Annotated in this window: 25 protein-coding genes; all 25 read left to right on the top strand. The window is 71.5% G+C overall.

Annotated elements, in window-relative coordinates; all coding sequences use genetic code 11:
- The first annotated feature begins 34 nt into the window (after positions 1-34).
- The gene (locus OG948_RS21380) at positions 35-526 is read left to right on the top strand and encodes a hypothetical protein (protein ID WP_406298075.1); all 492 of its coding nucleotides are present in this window, start codon (positions 35-37) and stop codon (positions 524-526) included.
- Positions 527-553: 27 nt separating this feature from the next.
- The gene (locus OG948_RS21375; RefSeq protein ID WP_406298074.1) at positions 554-979 is read left to right on the top strand and encodes a hypothetical protein; all 426 of its coding nucleotides are present in this window, start codon (positions 554-556) and stop codon (positions 977-979) included.
- On the top strand, positions 976-2,286 hold the full coding sequence (locus tag OG948_RS21370; RefSeq protein WP_406298073.1) for a PBSX family phage terminase large subunit: 1,311 nt from the start codon (positions 976-978) through the stop codon (positions 2,284-2,286). Before OG948_RS21375 ends, OG948_RS21370 begins: the two co-directional genes overlap by 4 nt.
- The gene (locus OG948_RS21365) at positions 2,273-3,742 is read left to right on the top strand and encodes a phage capsid protein (protein ID WP_406298072.1); all 1,470 of its coding nucleotides are present in this window, start codon (positions 2,273-2,275) and stop codon (positions 3,740-3,742) included. Before OG948_RS21370 ends, OG948_RS21365 begins: the two co-directional genes overlap by 14 nt.
- A gap of 14 nt (positions 3,743-3,756) precedes the next feature.
- Complete coding sequence (locus OG948_RS21360) at positions 3,757-6,249, top strand: phage minor capsid protein (RefSeq protein ID WP_406298071.1); 2,493 nt, start codon at positions 3,757-3,759, stop codon at positions 6,247-6,249.
- Positions 6,250-6,261: 12 nt separating this feature from the next.
- Positions 6,262-6,543, top strand: a complete 282-nt coding sequence (locus tag OG948_RS21355; RefSeq protein WP_406298070.1) for a hypothetical protein — start codon at positions 6,262-6,264, stop codon at positions 6,541-6,543.
- A gap of 56 nt (positions 6,544-6,599) precedes the next feature.
- Positions 6,600-7,313, top strand: a complete 714-nt coding sequence (locus tag OG948_RS21350; protein WP_406298069.1) for a hypothetical protein — start codon at positions 6,600-6,602, stop codon at positions 7,311-7,313.
- 15 nt (positions 7,314-7,328) lie between these two features.
- On the top strand, positions 7,329-8,336 hold the full coding sequence (locus OG948_RS21345) for a major capsid protein (protein ID WP_406298068.1): 1,008 nt from the start codon (positions 7,329-7,331) through the stop codon (positions 8,334-8,336).
- A gap of 16 nt (positions 8,337-8,352) precedes the next feature.
- Positions 8,353-8,670: a hypothetical protein gene (locus OG948_RS21340; protein WP_406298067.1), complete on the top strand. Its 318-nt coding sequence runs from the start codon at positions 8,353-8,355 to the stop codon at positions 8,668-8,670.
- Positions 8,657-8,998 carry a hypothetical protein gene (locus OG948_RS21335; RefSeq protein ID WP_406298066.1) on the top strand — a complete coding sequence of 114 codons (342 nt, stop codon included), beginning with the start codon at positions 8,657-8,659 and terminating at the stop codon, positions 8,996-8,998. Before OG948_RS21340 ends, OG948_RS21335 begins: the two co-directional genes overlap by 14 nt.
- A 14-nt stretch (positions 8,999-9,012) precedes the next feature.
- On the top strand, positions 9,013-9,420 hold the full coding sequence (locus OG948_RS21330) for a hypothetical protein (RefSeq protein ID WP_406298064.1): 408 nt from the start codon (positions 9,013-9,015) through the stop codon (positions 9,418-9,420).
- The gene (locus OG948_RS21325; protein ID WP_406298063.1) at positions 9,420-9,737 is read left to right on the top strand and encodes a hypothetical protein; all 318 of its coding nucleotides are present in this window, start codon (positions 9,420-9,422) and stop codon (positions 9,735-9,737) included. Before OG948_RS21330 ends, OG948_RS21325 begins: the two co-directional genes overlap by 1 nt.
- Positions 9,734-10,084 (top strand): hypothetical protein, encoded by a 351-nt coding sequence (locus OG948_RS21320; RefSeq protein WP_406298062.1) that lies wholly within the window; start codon positions 9,734-9,736, stop codon positions 10,082-10,084. Before OG948_RS21325 ends, OG948_RS21320 begins: the two co-directional genes overlap by 4 nt.
- Positions 10,077-10,505, top strand: a complete 429-nt coding sequence (locus OG948_RS21315) for a minor capsid protein (protein WP_406298061.1) — start codon at positions 10,077-10,079, stop codon at positions 10,503-10,505. The genes OG948_RS21320 and OG948_RS21315 overlap by 8 nt, the downstream gene beginning before the upstream one ends.
- A gap of 14 nt (positions 10,506-10,519) precedes the next feature.
- A complete protein-coding gene (locus OG948_RS21310; RefSeq protein WP_406298060.1) occupies positions 10,520-10,975 on the top strand; it encodes a phage tail tube protein in 456 nt (151 codons plus the stop codon).
- Entirely contained in the window at positions 10,972-11,418 is a 447-nt protein-coding gene (locus OG948_RS21305; protein WP_406298059.1) for a hypothetical protein, read from the top strand. The genes OG948_RS21310 and OG948_RS21305 overlap by 4 nt, the downstream gene beginning before the upstream one ends.
- The gene (locus tag OG948_RS21300) at positions 11,415-11,627 is read left to right on the top strand and encodes a hypothetical protein (RefSeq protein WP_406298058.1); all 213 of its coding nucleotides are present in this window, start codon (positions 11,415-11,417) and stop codon (positions 11,625-11,627) included. Before OG948_RS21305 ends, OG948_RS21300 begins: the two co-directional genes overlap by 4 nt.
- Positions 11,628-11,653: 26 nt before the next feature.
- Positions 11,654-14,371, top strand: a complete 2,718-nt coding sequence (locus tag OG948_RS21295; protein ID WP_406298057.1) for a phage tail tape measure protein — start codon at positions 11,654-11,656, stop codon at positions 14,369-14,371.
- Positions 14,372-14,375: 4 nt separating this feature from the next.
- The gene (locus tag OG948_RS21290) at positions 14,376-15,245 is read left to right on the top strand and encodes a phage distal tail protein (protein WP_406298056.1); all 870 of its coding nucleotides are present in this window, start codon (positions 14,376-14,378) and stop codon (positions 15,243-15,245) included.
- Positions 15,246-15,258: 13 nt separating this feature from the next.
- Positions 15,259-16,326, top strand: a complete 1,068-nt coding sequence (locus tag OG948_RS21285; protein WP_406298055.1) for a hypothetical protein — start codon at positions 15,259-15,261, stop codon at positions 16,324-16,326.
- The gene (locus tag OG948_RS21280) at positions 16,323-17,426 is read left to right on the top strand and encodes a hypothetical protein (RefSeq protein WP_406298054.1); all 1,104 of its coding nucleotides are present in this window, start codon (positions 16,323-16,325) and stop codon (positions 17,424-17,426) included. The genes OG948_RS21285 and OG948_RS21280 overlap by 4 nt, the downstream gene beginning before the upstream one ends.
- The gene (locus OG948_RS21275; protein WP_406298053.1) at positions 17,426-18,166 is read left to right on the top strand and encodes a hypothetical protein; all 741 of its coding nucleotides are present in this window, start codon (positions 17,426-17,428) and stop codon (positions 18,164-18,166) included. Before OG948_RS21280 ends, OG948_RS21275 begins: the two co-directional genes overlap by 1 nt.
- A 69-nt stretch (positions 18,167-18,235) precedes the next feature.
- Positions 18,236-19,072 carry an N-acetylmuramoyl-L-alanine amidase gene (locus tag OG948_RS21270; RefSeq protein ID WP_406298052.1) on the top strand — a complete coding sequence of 279 codons (837 nt, stop codon included), beginning with the start codon at positions 18,236-18,238 and terminating at the stop codon, positions 19,070-19,072.
- Positions 19,069-19,323, top strand: a complete 255-nt coding sequence (locus OG948_RS21265) for a hypothetical protein (protein ID WP_406298051.1) — start codon at positions 19,069-19,071, stop codon at positions 19,321-19,323. Before OG948_RS21270 ends, OG948_RS21265 begins: the two co-directional genes overlap by 4 nt.
- Positions 19,320-19,646 (top strand): hypothetical protein, encoded by a 327-nt coding sequence (locus OG948_RS21260; RefSeq protein ID WP_406298050.1) that lies wholly within the window; start codon positions 19,320-19,322, stop codon positions 19,644-19,646. Before OG948_RS21265 ends, OG948_RS21260 begins: the two co-directional genes overlap by 4 nt.
- Positions 19,647-19,675: the final 29 nt, after the last annotated feature.

Below are 19,675 nucleotides of genomic sequence, written 5' to 3'. Positions count from 1 at the left end.
GTCGAACCCAGGGACATCCACACCTGGGGGCACAGTGCGACGCATCACCCGACACGCCACCACCGCAGCCCTGGCGGCGGCACTCCTGCTCACCGCGGGCTGCGGCGGCGACGGAGACGACGACCGGAAGGCCACCACCGCCGACCCGGGCGGCCGAGAGCCCGCTGGCGGCACGTCGACCAAGGCCACCACCGGCAGCGGGGCGGCTGGAACCGATCAGGCCGACCGCCAGGCGCTCGAAAGCGCCGTACGCAAGTACACCGTTGCCCTGTTCGCGGACGACCCCGGCACCGCCTACGCCATCCTGTCGGCGCGCTGCCAAAAGAAGATCAGCAAGACCGAGTACACGAGCCTGACCGCACAGGCGAAGCAGACGTACGGCGCGCTCACGATCAAGAACCTGTCGATCGACCAGCTCTCCGGCGACCTTGCCCGGGTCACCTACGGTGTCGGCGTGCCAGCGCTGGAGCGCACCGCCCAGCCCTGGAGCCGGGAGGCCGGTACCTGGCGCTGGGACGCCTGCTAGCACCGATCGTCGCGAGGGGGTGACCATGTGCCCCCTCGCATCGACAACGCCATCCGGGCGGCGATCCTGGCCGACGTCGCCGCCGGCACCCTGTCGTGCCGGGCCATCGCTCGCGCGCACGGGGTCAGCCCCAGCACGGTCTCGAAGCTCGCCGCCGACGCAGGCCCTGTGGACGCGTTCGAACGTACGCAGACACAAAAGGCCACCGCCGCGGCCACGGTCGACCAGGCCGCCCGCCGGGCCGCCCTCGGTGACGCCTGGCTGACCCTCGCCGAGGAAGCCGTGGCGCACACGCGCGCCGAGCTGGAGGAGGCCAACGCCGCCAAGGCGGCCGTGATCGCCGCTGTCGCCACCGACAAACACCTCGCGCTCGACCGACACGGCGTCGACCCCAACGGCTTGGCCGCCGTCGACGCGTGGCTCGCAGCCATGACCGGCGAGGAGACGACGTGATCACGCCCCTGGTCGGCAAACAGGCCGAGTCCGTTCGTCTCGCCACGGCCCGCGGCAACCTCTGGGAAGGCGCGGTCCGTTCGTCCAAGACGATCTGCTCGATCATGCGGTGGCTGCGCTACGTCCGCCACGGACCGGCCGGCCCGCTGCTCATGGTCGGCAAGACCGAACGCGCGCTCAAGCGCAACGTGATCGACCCGATCACCGAGATGGTCGGCACCTCGCGCTGCCGCTACCGCGTCGGTGCTGGCGAGGTCGACCTGTTCGGCCGCACCGTCTACACCGCCGGAGCGAACGACGAGCGGGCGGCCGACAAGGTCAAGGGCATGACCCTCGCCGGCGGCTACCTGGACGAGGTCACCACCTATCCCGAGTCGTTCTTTCGCATGTTCACGACGCGGCTGAGCATCCCGGGAGCGCAGTGGTTCGGCACCACCAACCCCGAGTCCAAGAACCACTGGCTCATGCGGGACTTCCTGACCCGCGCGTCGCTGCACCTCACCCGCACCGGCCAGGTCCTGCACTTGGCCGGTGACGACACACTCGACCTGGCCCGGTTCTCGTTCCAGCTCGACGACAACCCGAACCTGACCGCGGACTACCTGGCCGCGCTCAAGCGCGAGCACGTCGGCCTGTTCTACAAGCGGTACATCCTCGGCGAGTGGTGCCTGGCCGAGGGCGTCGTCTACGACATGTGGGATCCAGACCGGCATGTGGTGGACGCGATGCCGTACATGCGGCGCTGGCTGTGCGTCGGCCTGGACTACGGCACCGTGAACCCGTTCGCCGCCCTGCTGATCGGCCTGGGCGAGGACGACCGCACCTACGCCGTGTCCGAGTACCGGCACGACTCGCGGGCCGCCCGCCGGCAGCTCACCGACGCGCAGTACAGCGCCGGCCTGCAAGCCTGGCTCGCCGACATCCAACGACCGGGCGAGCACGGCCAGGCCCGCGGCGTCGAACCCGAGTGGATCCTGGTCGACCCGTCGGCGGCGAGCTTCATGACCCAGCTCTGGGCCGACGGCGTGCCCAACGTGGCCCGCGCCCGCAACGACGTCCTGGACGGCATCCGATCCGTATCCGTCGCCTTGGGCAACGACCTGTTCCGCGCCCACTCCTCCTGCACCGGCCTGCTCGACGAACTTCCCTCGTACGCCTGGGACAGCAAGGCCGCCGAGCAGGGCGAGGACAGCCCGATCAAGCGTGACGATCACTCGGTCGACGCCCTGCGGTACGCCCTGCACAGCACCGCGCACGAGTGGCGCGACCTGACCCCGAAGGAGTGGACGCTCAATGCCGCTGCCTGAAGCCGGGGTTCCCTGGCCGCCGCCCGCGATGCGCGCCGAGTACGCCGAGATCGCCACCCACGACGCCTGGTACAGCGGCGACCCCAAGCGGCTGCGCGACCTGTACGCGAGCGAGCAGAGCCGCCCGTCGGAGCGGCGCCGGTGGTGGCAGTGGTCCGCCCGCAACGGCCCCGAGCCGGGGCAGCGCGACACCCGCGTGCACATCCCCCTTGCGGGCGACATCGCCACGACGTCCGCCGATCTGCTGTTCGCCGAGCCGCCCGCCCTCAGCGTCGACACCACCGCGACCCAGGACCGCCTCGCCGAGATCACCCGCGGCATCGGCCGCACCCTGGCCGAGGCCGCCGAGGTCAGCTCGGCCCTGGGCGGCGTATTCCTGCGCGCCACCTGGGACCTGGAGATCGGGGCGCGCCCGATCCTCACGGTGATCCACGCGGACTGCGCCGTACCCGAGATGCGCCTGGGGCACCTGATCGCGGTCACGTTCTGGCGCGAACTCGCGTGGAACGGCGCGGTCGTCCTGCGGCACCTGGAGCGGCACGAGCCGGGCCGGATCTGGCACGGCGTCTACCAGGGCACCCGCGACCAGCTCGGCCGCCCGGTGCCGCTCACCGAGCACCCCGACACGGCGGGCCTGGCCGACTCCCTCGGCGAGGACGGACAGTCGATCGCCACCGGCATCACCGACCTGACGGCCGCCTACATCCCCAACGTCAAGCCCAACAGGCGCCGCCGCGGATCGCCTTTCGGACGCTCCGACTTCCAGGGCATCCACCACCTGTTCGACGCCCTTGACCACACCTGGACGTCGTGGCAGCGCGACATCCGCATCGGCGCCGGCCGGCTGATCGTCCCGAACCAGTACCTGACTTCGCGCGGCATGGGGAAGGGCGCCGAGTTCGACGACCGGGAGATCTGGGCCGGAATCAACGCCCCGCCGGACGGCGACCAGGGCCTGACCATCAACCAGTTCGCGATCCGCGTCGATGAGCACGAGCGGTCGGCCGCCGCCGCGATGAGCCAAGCGGTACGCCTGGCTGGCTACTCGGTGCAGAGCTTCGGCCTGACCGGCGACGTCGCCGTCACCGCAACCGAGGTGACCGCGCGCGAGCGCCGCAGCCTCACCACCAGGGGCAAGAAGACGGAGTACGAGACCGATCCTGTCGAGTACATGGCGTGCGTCATGCTCCAGCTCGACCGCGTGCTCGGGTTCACTCCGGGGCTGGTGGTCGAACGCCCGGTGCTGCACTGGCCGGACGGCGTGAGCGAGGACCCCAAATCCGTGGCCGAGACGCTGTCCCTGCTTGAGCAGGCCGGCGCGATCTCCACCTGGGTCAAGGTCCGCCGGCTCAACCCCGATTGGGACGACGACGCGGTCGACGCCGAGGTCGCGCGCATCCAGCAGGAGCACGGCACTGCGGTTCCCGACCCGATGCAGGCGGGCGACCTGGTGTAGCGAGGAGGCCCCGCGTGCCGATCTCGCCGGACATGTCCGAGCACCTGGTCCGCTCGGTCGGTGTGCTCTACCAGGAGGCCGAATACGCGCTGCTGGAGCGCATCGCCGCCGCCCTCGCGAAGGACCTGCCCGCGCCGGATTGGGCCGAGCGGAAGCTCGCCGGGATCCGCGCGCTCCAGGCCGGTGCGCGTGACGTGGTGGATCGGCTCGACCGCGACGCGGGGCCGGCGATCCGCCAGTCGATCGCCGACGCCTACGCGATCGGGCAGCGCGCCGCGGTCGACGAGCTCGGCACGCTCGATCTGCGTCACCAGCCGGGCGTACGCGAGGACTTGCCCCAGGCCGCCGCCATCGACCGACTCGCGAACGCGGTCATGCACAACACGCAGGCAACCCACCTGGGCATCCTGCGGCAGTCGGCGGACATGTACCGCGCGACGGTCGCGACGGTCGCCGCCCGCGGCCTGGTCGGCGAGGCCGACCGGCGGGCGCTCACCCAGCTCACCCTGGACCGGCTGTCCGCCAAGGGCATCACAGGGTTCGTCGACCGAGCCGGCCGGTCGTGGCAGCTCTCCAGCTATGCCGAGATGGCGGTCCGTACGGCCGTTGCCCGCGCCTCGATCGAGGCGCACACCGACCGGCTGTCGGCCTCGGGCGTGAACCTGGTGATGGTCAGCGACGCACCCCAGGAGTGCAAGCTGTGCCGCCCGTGGGAAGGCAAGGTGCTCTCGCTCGACGGCAGCACCGGGACGGTCGAGGTCGAGCACGCGACGCGGGACGGCGAGATGGTCGCGGTCACGATCGCCGCCACCCTGGACCAGGCGCGCGCGAAGGGCCTGATGCACCCCAACTGCCGACACTCGGTCAGCGCGTACCTGCCCGGCCTCACGCGCCCGTTGACGGACACCGAAGACCCCGACGGCGACAGCGACCGGCAGCGCCTGCGGTACCTGGAGCGCCAGGTCCGCGCGGCCAAACGGCGCGAGGCCGCGGCGCTCGACGACAAGGCCCGCACGGCAGCGCGAGCACGCGCCAGGGCGTACCAGCAGCAGATCCGGGAGCACGTGGACAGGACCGGCGTCAAGCGCCGGCGCGACCGCGAACAGCTCATGACCCCGAAGCCCCTGCGTCGCGGCCCCGACGGCACACCCGAGATGCCCGAGCCGACGCCGACGCCACCCGGCCCGTCGGCACCGCCGGCAGCGTCCGCCCGGGTATCGCCGCAGACCAGGCGCCGGATCGAGGAGGCACGCGAGCAGCTCCCCACGGGCCGGGAAGGCTGGTACGACGAGCGGTTCGTCGAGGTGCCCGGCCGGCGCCGGCTCGACGTCCGCATGGACGAGCACCAGGCCGAGCTCGACGGGTTCCTGGCGCAACGGGCCGAGCTCGTTGCCCGGGTCGAGGCCGAGTTCCGCCGCTCGCGCACCCCCAAGCACAAGCGCGAGCGGATCATGGAGGAGCGCACCGCAGACGTCGACCGCGAGATCCGGTTCCGGGAAATGTGGATCGAGGACCTGCGGAGGATCGACCGCACGCCTGCCGGCGAACTGACGGACGGCGACCGGCGGTTGCTGCGGCTGGACCCGTCGACCGAGCACGACACCTACCGGCGCGACCCGAACGGGCGGCTGCTGCCTCCCGAGACGTACGAGCGGCACCTGGATCGGGCCCTGGAGGTGGGGCACGCACTGCGCGACGACCTGGCCGACGCGTTCGCCGCGGATCGGGAGCTCGCGCGGCTGACCGATCATGTCTCGGACCTGCGGCGCGCGGACCCCGTCGACACCTGGGCCCTGCGCACCGCGCAATCCGCCGTCGCACGCCGTCAGGCCCAGACCATCCGGGCACTGCTGGCCGATGTCCGCGAGCTGGGAGGTTCGCTCTCGACGACCGGCGCGACCGCCGCCGACCTGGCACGCGTCCCGAGCTGGGGAGCACGCGCGGCAGCCCCGGCCGGCGCACAGGCATGGCTCGACGAGGCGCTCGCATTCTTCCCCTCGGACTGGCTGCGCGAGCAGGCCGCCGTGCCGCTGCGGCTGATCGGCAGCGACCGCGCGTTCTACGGCGGCCAGTCCCCCATCGGGGACGCCCTGGCCATGGACGGACGCGAGATCGCCTACAACGGCGCGTTCAGCTCGTACCCGGCCGAGGTCGCAGCGCACGAGCTCGGGCACCGCATGGAGCAGTACGTCCCGGGCCTGACCGAGCTGGAGTACACCTACGTGCGGCGGCGTGCCACCCATGACGGCACACTTGAGACACCGGTCGAGATGGCGTCGCTGTACCGCAACTCGGCCTACCAGCGCGGAGAGATCACCTACCGCGACGAGTGGGCGAACGCCTACGCCGGCAAGACCTACGAACGGGGCGGCCGATCCGCGGACCCCGCGGCCCTGAACTCCGAGGTGTTCCAGGTCGGACTACAAGATCTGTTCGGCCGATCGGACCGCAACTTCGGCGGCAGTGAACTCCAGGCGTTCATGCTGGGAGTCCTGGCCCTGCTGTAGCGAGGAGACATCGTGTGGCGGATCGAGTCCCGGATCGACCCCGACCGGTGGGTCGAGCACACCGGGCAGGCGTGGACGGCCGACGACCAGACCACGGCGACCCTGCTGGTCCTCGGCACGGGCCCGCAGCCCCTCACCCCGGTCGGGCCGATATACGAGCCGACCGGGCCCGACGATCCCGTGCCCCTGTACCTGGCGGCGCTCTCCGTGGTGCCCGCTCCCGAGGTGAGCGGCGATCCGCCCGCCGTGTCGGTGGCCGCGCCGCCGCCGGATGATCCGAGCATCGTCTACTGAACCAACCCGCAGGGCCCGCCGATCGGCGGGCCCTTTCGCATGCCCAGGAGGCCACTGTGCACCGTCCCCGTATCTCCCTTCCGCCGCGCACGGTCATCGGCTACCTGCCGTCCGGACGGCCGGTGTACAACCTGGCCGGCGGTTCCGGCGAGGGCGACACCGGTGGTACCGGCGGCGCGGCCGGCGGCACCGGGACCGGCGACCAGGGCGACGGACAGGCAGCGGGCGCCGGTCAGGCCCCGGCCGCGCAGCCGCCCGCCAAGCCGGCTGATCCGCCCAAGCCTGCCGCGCCGGCCGTCGACCCGAACGCCCCGACCGTGGCGGACCTACAGGCGAAGCTCGACGCCGCCGAGAAGGCCCAGGCCAGCCAACTCGACGCCATCGCGAAGGCGTTGGGGCTCAAGGGCGACGACCAGGCCGCGGCGACGCCCGAGCAGCTCGCCGCGCGGGTCACCGACCTGGAGAGCACCAACCGATCCCTGCAAACCGAACTCGCGATCCTCAAGCGGTCCGCGGCCCTGGGCGCGAACGGCGCGAAGCTGACCGACTCGCGGGCCTTCACCGACAAGCTCGCCAAGCTCGACCCGTCCGGCGACAAGTTCGAGTCGCAGGTCGACGCCGCCATCACGGCGGCGATCGCCGCGGACGCCTCGCTCAAGTCCACGCCCGCGCCCGTCACCCGCAGCGGCGGCGACTTCACCGGCGGCCCGCACGCCGGCACCAAGCCCAAGTCCATGCAGGACGCCGTAGCCGCCCGGCTCGGCCGCTGACCCAAGGAGTAGCGAATGGCCGTCACCCTGGCGGAAGCCAAGAACAACACGCAGGACGACCTCGACGTCAACGTCATCGACGAGTTCCGCAAGAGCAGCGACATCCTCGACCGGATGACGTTCGACGACACCGCGTCGCCCACCGGCGGCGACACCCTCACCTACAGCTACCGTCGGCTGATCACGCAGGCCACCGCCGCGTTCCGCCCGCTCAACACCGAGTACACCTCGGACGAGGTCACCACCCAGAAGTACAGCGTCGAACTGCGGCCCCTGGGTGGCTCGTTCAAGGTCGACCGCGTGATCGCCAAGCTCGGCCCGGCCGTCTCCGGTGCGGTCACCCTGAACATGACCCAGAAGATCAAGGCGGCCAAGGCCAAGTTCGCCGATGCCGTCATCAACGGCGACACCGCCGTCGACGCCGACGGGTTCGACGGCCTGGCGAAGATCCTCACGGGCAGCAGCACCGAATACCTGCCGCTGGCCAACGGTGTCGCGCTCGGCTACGTCGACTGGACCGCGATCAACGACAAGGCGTCCGCGCTGGCCGCGCAGGTCCACATCGACAACTGGCTCGCCGCCCTGGACGAGGAACCGGACGTCATCTACGGCAACCGCAAGACGCTCGCGCTGTTCAAGAAGATCGCCGCGTGGGCCGACCAGCTCGACAAGACCACGGACGCGTTCGGCCGCCCGGTCACCAGGTACAACGGCATCCCGCTGGTCGACCTCAAGTCCAAGGCCGGGTCCAACACGGACGTCATCGCCTTGGTCACCCGCGACCCGGACGCGGGCGGCGCGGGCGGCAACATCACCGGCCTGGGCGACCTGTACGCGGTGCGCTACGGCCTCGACGGGTTCCACGGTGCCGCAGTCGCGGGCGGCTCCCTCGTGCAGACGTACCTCCCCGACTTCACGACCCCGCTCGCCGTCAAGGTCGGCGAGGTCGAGCTGGGCCCGATCGCGCCGGTCCTGAAGGCCACCCGCGCCGCGGCCGTCTTCCGCAACATCAAGAGCGCCTGAGAAGGGGCAACCGACCATGGCACGCATCACCAGCCCGCAACCGGGCTTCACCGGCGACGTCGGCGGCGTCCACTTCGTCCAGGGCATCGCCGAGACCGACGATCCGGCCGTCATCGGCTACTGCCAGGGCGCGGGATACGACGTCGAGCGCACCGCCGCCCCGCCGCCGACGGACACGCCCGTCGTGGCGGTCAAGCCGCCGGCGAAGTCCGCGACCAAGGCCGACTGGGTCGCCTACGCGCTCACGACCGGCGCCGATCGGGCGACCGCCGAGGGCCTGACCCGCGACCAGCTCGCCGAGCAGTACGGAGGGACCGCCGATGGCCAGGACTGACCTGACCGCGCAGACACCCGCCCGCACCGGCGCCGCCACCACGTTCACGCCAGCGATCGCCGACGGGCACGCGTTCGCGAACAACGGCCGCCGGATCCTGCGGATCAAGAACACGGACGCCACCCAGAAAACGGTCACCGTCCTGTCGCCGCCGCTCGGCGACGGGCGCGGCGTGGACCCGACGCTCATCGTGGTGCCCGCCACGACCGGCGACGTCCTCACACCGTGCTGGCCGGCGTCGTACAACCAGTCCACCGGCAAGGTCCACGTGGACTATTCCGCGGTGACCGGCCTGAGCATCGCGGTCATCGACGTCCCGACGGCCTGACCGGGGGTGCCGAGATGGCATACGCGACCGAGGCGGACCTGGGGGCGGCATGGCCGAGCGATTCCCTGCCGATACCGGCGGACGCCGGGCGGCTGCTGGCCGACGCGTCCGCCGTCCTGGACGCGGTGGTGCTGCTGACCGCCGTGTACGACGTCGACGCGTCCGGCGACCCCACCGACCCCGTCGTGATCGCCGCGTTCGCCGCCGCGACGTGCGCGCTCGTGCGGTGGTGGGACGAGCAAGGTGACGACCTGGGCACCGCGGCGACCGTCGGGTCGGTGTCCATCGGGTCGGTGTCCATCTCCCGGGCGGCGGCCGGCGCGGCGGCCTCGGGCGAGGACATCCCCAACCGGGTCTGGACACTGCTGCGGTCGCCGCGCCTGGCCTGCCGGCTGCGGCTCGGCGTCGTCAGGAACTGCTGATGGGCGCCGTACCCCGATGGCTGCTGCGGCACCGCATCCGCATCGAGCCCTACGTGGGGAACAGCGCGTACGGGCCGCTGTACGGGCCTGAGGCCCAGGTGCGCGGGTTCGTCGACGAGGCCGTGCGCGAGGTGCGGTCGCCCACGGGTGAGGTCGTCGTCTCCACGGCCACGCTGATCATCCGACGGGGCGTCACCTGCCCCCCGCGCAGCCGCGTGACGCTGCCGTCCGGCCGCCGAACCCTCGTGATCGGCGACGCCGACCGCAACGGCGGCGGCCTGCCCACACCCGACCACCAGGAGGTGAGTTGCGAATGACCCGAGCGACCCTGCGACTCAGCATCGACCGGGCCGTCGACGGCATGAAGGAGGCAATGGCCGATGGTCTGGAACTGGGCATGGAGTACGCCCTGGGCGAGACCCGACGCGAGGTGCCCATCGATGAGGCGACGCTGGAGCGGTCGGGTACCGCGAGCGTCGACCGTGCGAGCCTGACCGGCGCCGTCAGCTACGACACGCCGTACGCCGTTCCGCAACACGAGAATCTCCAGTGGCGCCACCTGGGAGGCCGCAAGGCCAAGTACCTCGAGGAACCGTTCGCCGCGGCCGGTCCCGAAATCATGGCGCTGGTCGCCGCACGGGTCCGGCGGGTAACCCGTGGCTGACGAGCTCGACCTGGTCGACGGCATCGCCCGCTACCTGGCCGCGCGCGACCTGGGCACGTACGACCCGACCGGCGCGGACGGCGACACCTTTGCTGAGCACATGCCAGCCACGCCCGACGCTGCGGTCGTCCTCACCCTGTACGGCGGCCCCGAGCCGGACTCACGGGTACCGGTCGACGAACCCTCGCTTCAGGTGCGGGTGCGCGGCGGACCCGATCCGCGCGTCTCGCGCCGCCGCTCCTACGCCATCTACTCGGCTCTGCACGGCCTGACCCGCACCGCGCTCCCGGATGGCACATGGCTGGTGCTGTGCGTCGCCCAGGCCCCGCCGGCGTCCATGGGCGTGGACGCGAACGGCCGGCACGAACACGTCGTCAACTACCGCCTGACCGTGGGAGCGCCCACCGTCAACCGCCCCTGAAGGAGGCAACCCCCATGACACAGCGCCCCATCGACGCGCGCGGCTGGCTGTTCCAGGTCGAGAGCGCGCCGTCGACCTGGCTCGACATCGGCCACATCCTGACGTTCACCTACAACGCTGGCGAAAACGAAGAGACCGCCGAAACAACCCACTTCGGCAGTGACGGCTACTACGAGGAGGACGTCATGCAGCGTGGCGCCTCCCTGAGCCTGGAAGGCCAGCACGCTGCGGACACCGCGACCGGCGCCCAGGACGCGGGGCAGGCGTACGTCGATGGTGTGTGGGCGCTCGGCCTCGGCGTCGCATCGCACAACAGGATTCGGTTCCGTCACGAGACCCAGACCACGACGTGGGCGGTGTGGGACGCGACCTGCACGCCCGGCGAGCAGGGCGGCGGCAACAACGACAAGTCGAGCTGGTCCGTCACGATCCGCCGTTCCGGTGCCCCGACGACCATGGCCGTGGCATGACCGAGCGCGAACCCGTAGAGGCCCTGGAAGCCGAGGACTTCGACGCGTTCATCGTCGAGACCCAGGCCGCGATCCGGCCCGCGAGCATCAAGATCGGCAACAAGGTCTACACCCTGCCGATCGGTGTCCCGATCGCCTTCACCCTCATGACCCGCCGCCTCGCCAAGAGCGAGGATCCGGGCGTGATGCGGGACATCCTCACGCCGATCTTCGGCGCCGAGGCCCTCGACGAATGGGAGCGCACCAGCCCGTTCTCGAACGAGTCCCTGGGCGTGCTGATGCGGTGGGCCGGCGCCAACATGGCCAACCCCGGATCACTGTCGCTCGCCGAGGCCGCGAAGTCGGTCGAGGAGGACGAGGCGGGAAAAGCCCCGGCGAACCGGGCGGCGAAACGCGCCGCCGCCAAGAGCAGCAAGAGAACGAAGAGTTCTGGCAAGCGGTGATCCGACACTGGCGGATCGTCGAGGCCGACCTACGGCGCGAGTACCACCTGACGCCCCGTGAGATCCGAAGGTTGACCACCCGGGAGTTCGGCGTGTGTCTCGCCGGCCTGTCCGGCGACGCCCTGTTCCGCGAGGCATGGCGCCGCACACCCCGCGCGGTCATCGACCCGGCCGAGATCGCCGCGATCACCGGTATCCCCAGCACCTGACGCAGCACCCACGGAGGTGGTGACCCGTGGCGCTCAATGTCGGCGAGCTGGTCGGTTTCGCGAGCCTGGAGACCCGCGACCTGGACCGGGGCGCGAACCACGTCACCGCCGTCATGCAGGGTCTGGCGGGCGACGTCACCCGCACGTCCGAGCAGGCGGGCACGGGCGCCGGCCAGGGCTTGATCGGGCGGATGGTCGACCAGATCCGGGCTGGTGCCGCGCAGGCCGCGCAGGGCCTGGCGAACGCGCTCACCCCCGGCTCGGCCGCCGCAGGCGACCAGGCCGGGACGACGGCCGCGGCGGCGCTCCAGGCCCAGCTCGACGCCGGCGCGCGACAGGCCGGCGCGAGCGCGGGCACCGCCCTGGACGGTGCCCTCGGGAGCGAGGCGCGGGCGGCCGGCAGCAGCGCGGGCGACGAGGCGGGTACCGCGCTGAACACGTCGCTGGAGAGCGAGGCCGACCAGGCCGGGGCGGACGCGGGCGAGGCTGCGGGCATGAGCTTGAAGACCAAGCTCGTCGCGGGCGCCGCGGTGGCCGGTGCCGCAGCCGGCGCGGTGATGTTCAAGGGCATCACCGAGGGCTTCGCCCAGGACCTGAGCGCGGACATGATGAACGCCGCGCTGGGCTCGACCCCCGCGCACGCCAAGGTCTACGCCAAGGCCGCCGGCGACATCTACAAGAGCACCATCTCGGAGTCGTTCGACGAGGCCGCGCAGCTCGTCAAGGTGGTCATGGGTGCGGGCCTGATCGACCCGGACGCGAGCGTCGGGCAGATCAAGAAGATCTCGGCTGCGGCGTCGGACATGTCCCGGCTGTTCGACCAGGACGTGACCATGTCGGTCAAGGCCGCCGCGTCGATGATCAAGACGGGCCTGGCGAAGGACGCGACCGAGGCGTTCGACGTGATGACCGCCGGGTTCCGGGACCTGGGCGCCCCGGCGGACGACCTCAGCGAGACGTTCTACGAATACAGCCCGTTCTTCAAGCAGTTCGGCCTGGACGCCAAGCAGTCCCTGGGCGTGATGAAGCAGGGCCTGGACGCCGGCGCCTGGTCCACGGACAAGATCGGCGACGCGTTCAAGGAGTTCTCGCTGCGGATGACGGCGGCGAAGGACGAGACCAAGGACAACGCGTTCAAGGCCATGGGCCTGGACTTCGACACCATGCAGGCCAAGATCGCCAAGGGCGGCGAGGGTGCGCGCGAGGCGATGGCCCTGATCATGGACAAGCTGCGCGGCGTCAAGGACGCCGCGACGCAGGCCCAGATCGTTCAGGACCTGTTCGGCGGCCCCGGCGAGGACCTGGGCGCGAGCATCTTCGCGCTCAACCTCGACACCGCCGGCAAGGGCCTGGACAACGTGGCCGGATCCGCGGACCGCGCCGGCGACACCATGCGCAACAACGCCAGCACCAAGATCGAGGCGTTCAAGCGGACGCTGGAACAGGCGTTCATCGAGGTGCTCGGGAACAAGGTCCTGCCGCGCGTGATCGCGTTCGGGCGAGAGATGAAGCAGGAGTTCGGACCCGCCGTCAAGGACGCGGGCAGGTGGGTACGCGACGACCTGGTGCCCGTGCTGCGGGACGTCGCCGGCTGGCTCAACGATTACGTGGTTCCGGCGGCCGTCGCCACGGGCCGTGTGGTGCGCGACGACGTCGTGCCCGCGATGAAGGACGCGGCCACCTGGATCGGCAACAACAAGGAACCGCTTCTCGGCGTTGCTGCCGCGATCATGCTGTTCTTGCTGCCTGCGATGGTCGCGGCCGGTGTCGGTGCCACGGTCAGCGCGGCCACGCAGGTGACCGCGTGGGTGCTGACCAAGACCACGGCGACCACCAGTGCAGCGACGAGCGTTGCCGCGCACTGGGCAACGATCGGCGGCTGGATTGCCGCCGGCGCCCAAGCCGTCGTGTCCGGGGCGGTGATCGTCGGACAGTGGATTCTGATGGGCACTCAGGCGACCATCCGCGGTGCACAGATGGCCGCAGCGTGGATCGTGGCACTCGGCCCGATCGCGTGGGTCACGGTCGCCGTCATCGCGATCGCAGCCCTGGTCATCTACTACTGGGACGAGATCGTCGCGGGCACACAGCGCGCGTGGGGGTGGGTGCGCGACCACACCATCGGCGCCGCCTCGGCGCTGTGGGGCTGGATCCGCGACACCTGGTCGTCCGCGTCCGGGTGGGTCGGCGAGAAGACCCGCGCTGTCGGCACCGCCGTGATCAACGCGTTCGCCGGCATGGTGACCGGCGCGCAGGACAAAGGCCGCAACCTGGTGGACTGGCTGCGGGGCCTCCCCGGGGACCTGCTGCGGGCGCTCGGCGACACCGGGCGGCTGCTGTGGGACGCGGGCACGCGCATCCTCCAGGGCCTGATCGACGGCGTGATGAGCAAGCTCGGATCGCTCAAGAGCGCGTTGGGATCCGTGACCAGCATGATCCCGGACTGGAAGGGCCCCGCTACCAGGGATGCCAAGTTGCTGACCGGCAACGGCAAGCTGATCATGCGCGGGTTCATGGCCGGCATCGACTCGCAGACACCGGCCCTGCGCGCGCAACTCGGCGCGCTCACGGCGTCGATGCCGTCGATGGCGGCACCCGCCCGGATCACCTCGGTCGGCGGCACCACCCCGGTCGCCGAGTCCCGCACGGGCCCGCTGGTCCAGATCAACGGCGGGTGGCACAGCTCGGGCGAGGACCCCGAGCGGATGGCCGAGGCGCTCGACTGGCGATTGCGGGGGAGGTGACGCAGTGGCCGGCGAACTCCTCACGGGGCCGGGGCAGATGCAGTGGGGCGACCTGCTGATCGGCCCCGATCCTCTGCGGCTGCGGTCGCTCGACGGCTGGGAGGAACTCCCCGGCCTGGACGATGCGTCGATGCCGTATTCGGGTCAGCACGGTTCGGCCCCGGGTGCGCTGCTCGCGCAGGCCCGCACGGTCACCGCCGAGGTGATCGTGCGGGTACCGGCCGACCAGGTCGGCGCGATGGTCACCACGCTCAACAGCGGCACGCGGCTCGGCGACGCCGAGCAGCCGCTGGTCGTGTGGCTCGACAGCCGCGGCCCGCTGCTCGTGCACGGCCGGGTGATCCGCCGTCGGCTGCCGGTGGACCGGGCGTATCGGGTCGGGACGATCGTGGGCGTCGCACTCCAGTGGTCGTGCTCGGATCCCCGGCGATACGAGGCCACCGAGCAGGCCGTGACCACCGGCTTGCCGCAGCCGGAGAGCGGCCTGACGTTCCCGCTGACGTTCTCCCTCGACTGGGGCACGCCGGCGGTCAGCGGCACCCTGACGGCCACCAACAGCGGAGACGCGCCGGCGCCGGTCGTCATCGAGTTCCGGGGCCCGGTTGCAATGCCCTCGCTCGTGCGCTTGGGCGACGGCGTGCGCCTGGAGTACGACGTGACGCTGACCGCCGCCGAGACGCTGACCGTCGACACCGCGGCCGGGACGGTCCGCCTCGACGGCGCCGACCGCCTGTACACCGCAACCAACCGCAGCATCCCCGAGCAGGCATTCACCCTGGAGCCGGGCTCGACCGATCTGGCCTATCGCGCTGCCCCGGGCAGCACCGACCCCGCCGCGACCGTCACGGTGCGCTGGCGATCCGCCCACTGGTGACCTGGAGGTCAGCGTGACCGTACGTGTGAGCTGGCTGTACCCGAGTCCCGGCACCAACGGCGGGCAGTCCCGCGAGGACACCCGGTTGACGCCCATCGGCAGGATGTGGCCGACGGGTCCGACGACCACCCGATCCGGGGTGATCCCCGGAGGTAACCCGCTGTCCCTGACCGGGAGCGGGATGGGCGCGACCATCGGCCTGGGCCAGGCCGTCGTGCAGGGCACCACCGCCCAGGGCGCCTACTCGGCGACGGTCACCGTGCCGCACGCCGTCACAGTTGGCAACGGGCACGCATCGTTGCCGCGCATCGACGTCATCGCCTTGCGGGTCTACGACCACATCTACGACACGTCCGGCCAGTACGCCGGCGACATCGTCGTCGTGCAGGGCGCGGCAAACGCGGCGCCGGTGGTGCCGGCGATGCCCTCACCCACCACCATGCCGCTCTACCGGATCACCGTCCCCGCTGGCGCGAGCGCGGGCACCGGCGGCCTGACCTGGGGTGGCGCGACCGACATGCGCGCGTACACCGTCGCGGTCGGCGGCATCCTCCCGGTCGACGCCTCGAACGCGACCGGGTCGTACATCGGTCAGGTCAGGATCGTCTCCGGCCGGCTGACCCAGTGGGACGGCTCGGCGTGGTCCGAATTCACGCTGCCGTCGACTCTCGCTCCGAGCACGTGGGGCGCGTGGACCGCATACACCCCGGTACTCGCGGGCGGCGGCGCCTCGTTGGGCAACGGCAGCCTCGTCGGTGCCTGGTCCCGGGTCGGTCGGCTGATCACCGCGCGGGTGGCGTTCACCCTGGGCAGCACGACCACCCAGGGGTCCGGCTACTGGACGTTCACTCTGCCGGTGCAGGCTGCGGCGGTGTCGTCCGGGCATGCCGGGCTGGGGCACGCGATGGCGACCGACGCGGGCACCGCCATCTACCAGGGGATCGCGTTCGTCTCCGGCGGCGCGTCGGACATGAGTGCGTTCAGCAACGCCCAGGGGAGCCCGTGGGGTCCCGCGCGGCCGTTCACCTGGGGCACCAACGACAGCCTGACCCTGCTGGCCACGTACGAGGCCGCGGCATGACGCCGCCGCCGCCGTACCGCGCACTGTTCTGCGACCTGCGCACCGACCAAGTCCTCGACGCCATCCCGCTCGACGGGGTGAGCTTCGACGACTACATCGGCAAGAGCGGCTCATTGAGGGCATCGATCGCGGTCACCTCCGCCGACATGGCCCGGCGCGTACGGCTCCTGGCGCCCGCCCGAACCGCCCTGTGGGTGTACCGGGGTGGGCAGATCTGGTGGGGCGGGATCCTGTGGCAGTCGACGCCCACGATCGGCGACCGCGGCGCCGCGTCCTGCACGATCCAGGCTGCGACGTGGGACAGCTACCTCGATCGCCGGGTCGTCATGGACACGCTCACGTCGTCCGGCGTCGACCAGCTCGACATCGCCAGGGGTCTGGTCGAGTACACGACCGAACAGCCGGGCGGCGACATCGGCATCGTCATCGACTACGACACGGTGTCGGGGGTGCCGCGCGATCGCGTGTTCGGCCGGTACGACCAGCCGCGCATCCGGCAGTTGCTCGACCAACTCGCCGCCGTCGAGGACGGGTTCGAGTGGCGCATTGCCTCGGAGACCGACGCCGCCGGCGGCCGGGTCAAACGGCTGGTGCTCGGATACCCGCGCATCCACGCGGGCAGCACGGATGTGGTCCTGGACTACCCCGGGCCCGTCCGCGCGTACTCCGATCCCGAGGACGGCGGTAGCCGCGCCACGCACTGGCAGAGCCGCGGTGCGACCCCCAACCGCAACCAGGCCGCGGCATCGGTTCCTCTGCTCACCGACGTCCAGGAGGTGACGGGCGCGATCGAGCAGGGGTGGCCACGGCTCGACGGCACGAGCGACCACAGCACGGTCGAGGACCCGACCACGCTCACCGAGCACGCGGTCGCCGACCTCGGCCGGGCCTGGTCGCAGACCACGATCCCCGAGATCACCATCATCCCGGGCGACCGCCTGTCGCCGGCGATGCTCGGCGCGACCGTGCGTGTGCGCCGCCGGGACGTGTGGCACCCGGACGGCGATGACCGCCGGTACCGCGTGGTCGGCATGTCCGTGACCCCACCGACGCGCACATCCGGCGAGACGTGCCGGCTGTTCCTTGAGGTGGCTGCCTGATGCCCGCGATCCCCACCGACCTGCTCGACCGCATCCGCCGGGCCGAGGATTCGATCCGGCAGCTCGCCGGACGCGTGAACATCCGGCCGGCACTCGACCAGGTCATCGACGGCATCGTCCGCATCGGCAGCGGTGGCACGCTACGCGTGGACCGGGCCGACGGCGGCCAAGGGCTGTTCGTCGGTGACATCTTCTTCCCGTATTCGAACGGGAGCCCGCAGCGCGGCATGCTCGTGCGTGACGACCAGGGCGAGCTCGTGCTGGGCATCTACGCCTTGGGCGCGACCGCCGTGGGCCAACCCGGCGCCGACGTTCAGCGGCTGCGGATCATGGATCCCGACGGCGAGATCGTTCTGTCCACCGACTACCGGGGCGGGCTGGGCGCGCCGTACCTGTCACACGGCTGGTCCAGGGTGCGCTCGAACGAATGGGCGTCGACGGCGTCCACGTCCTTCGACACCTTGTACTCGACCACGTTTCCGCGCCAGCACCCGCGGGTGACTGCGCGCATCGGCGCGGGCGCCCTGGGCGGCGCCGCGATCGAGGTGCGGATGCTCGCGAACGGGAGCCCGGTGGGCAGTGTGGTCAGCCACTCCGGCGGCACCCTCATCGCCTACATCGTGGCCGACGTAACGGCCATCCCCCTCCGGGACGAGCTGACCCTGGATCTCCAAGCCCGCCGGACCGGCGCCGTCGGCTCGGCCTCGGCAACCGTGTTCGGGTCCTGGGGAACCGCCTGACCCACCACTGATCCACACCCCGTGCCGACCCGGCCCGGGGCACTTCCGCATGCCCATTGGAGGCACCCAGTGACCTGGTATCCCGGAGCGAGGAAGCGCGAGCTCCAGCCCGAATCCGACAGCCAACCCGCCATCCGTCCCACCCAACTGATCTTCCACTCGATCGCGGCGCCATGGTCGGGCGAGCGGATGTTCGAATACTGGCGCGACTCGACCAACCTCGAATCGCACTTCGGCTGCCAGTACGACGGCGGTCTGTGGCAGTACATCGGGACCGAGACCCGCGCGGACGCCAACGCGTCGGCGAACCGCAGGGCGGACGGCACCGGCGCGGTCAGCGTCGAGACCGCGTCCAACCTGGAGCACACCGACCCGTGGACCGACGCCCAGATGGACAGCCTGATCCGGCTGGGCGTGTGGATGCACGAGCGGCACGACCTGCCGCTGCGGATCTGCCGCACCTGGGACGACCCCGGGTATGGCTATCACCGGCTGTTCGCCAAGTGGTCCGTGAGCGGCACCGCGTGCCCTGGTGACGCGCGCGTGCGGCAGTTCCACGACCGGGTGTTCCCGGGCATCGTGGCGGGCACGGGCGGTCCGGTGACGCCGCCGAGCTCGCTGCCCGAGGTGTCGCTGTCCCGGCTGATCTCGGCCGCGCGCAGCAACCCACCGTCCGCCGGCACTCCAGTGACCTACGGGCCCGCGCGCCTGGTCGAGGTCGCCCTGGCCGACGAGGGCCTGCTGGCCCGCGGCCTGGTCGACGGCCACTACGGCACCGCCACCGTCACCGCCTACGCCGCGTGGCAGCGGCGCCTCGGCTACCGAGGTACCGACGCCGACGGCATCCCCGGCCAGACCAGCCTCTCGCGCCTCGGCGCGGCTCACGGATTCAAGGTGACCTCATGAAGGACAGCACCCGCCGGACGATTCGCACCCTGGTCCAGGGCGCGCTCAGCCTCGCCGCGGGCCTGCCCGTGATCGTCACCGCGTCCGGGATACCGCAGACCACCGCCGGGGTCGGCGTGGTCCTGGCGGTGGCCGGCGGACTGACCCGTGTCATGGCGACGCCGGTCGTCGATCGCCTGCTGCCGTCGTGGCTGCGGGCGGTCGACCCGGACGCCGACATCCGGTCAGCGCTCGATCGGGGGCGCGAGTGAATTGGCTACAGGTGGTCGCGACCAGCGCGACCGCGGCGACCGGCATCACGGGGTTCGCGTGGCGCTACGTGGTCCTGCCGATCCGCCGAATTGCCCAGCGTCAGGAGGAGTTTCGGCAGGACTGGGACGGGATGCCGGCTCGGCCGGGTGTCCCGGAGCGTCAGGGGGTGATGCCACGTCTCGCGCGGATCGAGGAACGCCAGGCCGCGACCGAGGAGCGCACCGCGCGAATCGAGCACGAGCTGCGGCCGAACTCCGGCACGTCCCTGCGCGATGCGGTCGACCGGGTCGAGCAGGCCGTCACCCCCGACCAGCCCACGTAGACCGCACGACAACGGCCCGCCCCTTCGAG

The organism is Embleya sp. NBC_00888 (genome assembly GCF_045207655.1).
GTDB lineage: Bacteria > Actinomycetota > Actinomycetes > Streptomycetales > Streptomycetaceae > Embleya.
The sequence above is the reverse complement of the archived record's forward strand: the minus strand, read 5'-3'. Positions and strand labels throughout refer to the sequence as shown.

Coding starts and splice junctions, on each gene's coding strand:
- OG948_RS21365 (WP_406298072.1), top strand. CDS start 2,273: ATGCCGCTGCCTGAAGCCGGGGTTCCCTGGCCGCCGCCCGCGATGCGC.
- OG948_RS21345 (WP_406298068.1), top strand. CDS start 7,329: ATGGCCGTCACCCTGGCGGAAGCCAAGAACAACACGCAGGACGACCTC.
- OG948_RS21340 (WP_406298067.1), top strand. CDS start 8,353: ATGGCACGCATCACCAGCCCGCAACCGGGCTTCACCGGCGACGTCGGC.
- OG948_RS21335 (WP_406298066.1), top strand. CDS start 8,657: ATGGCCAGGACTGACCTGACCGCGCAGACACCCGCCCGCACCGGCGCC.
- OG948_RS21330 (WP_406298064.1), top strand. CDS start 9,013: ATGGCATACGCGACCGAGGCGGACCTGGGGGCGGCATGGCCGAGCGAT.
- OG948_RS21325 (WP_406298063.1), top strand. CDS start 9,420: ATGGGCGCCGTACCCCGATGGCTGCTGCGGCACCGCATCCGCATCGAG.
- OG948_RS21320 (WP_406298062.1), top strand. CDS start 9,734: ATGACCCGAGCGACCCTGCGACTCAGCATCGACCGGGCCGTCGACGGC.
- OG948_RS21310 (WP_406298060.1), top strand. CDS start 10,520: ATGACACAGCGCCCCATCGACGCGCGCGGCTGGCTGTTCCAGGTCGAG.
- OG948_RS21305 (WP_406298059.1), top strand. CDS start 10,972: ATGACCGAGCGCGAACCCGTAGAGGCCCTGGAAGCCGAGGACTTCGAC.
- OG948_RS21280 (WP_406298054.1), top strand. CDS start 16,323: ATGACGCCGCCGCCGCCGTACCGCGCACTGTTCTGCGACCTGCGCACC.
- OG948_RS21275 (WP_406298053.1), top strand. CDS start 17,426: ATGCCCGCGATCCCCACCGACCTGCTCGACCGCATCCGCCGGGCCGAG.
- OG948_RS21265 (WP_406298051.1), top strand. CDS start 19,069: ATGAAGGACAGCACCCGCCGGACGATTCGCACCCTGGTCCAGGGCGCG.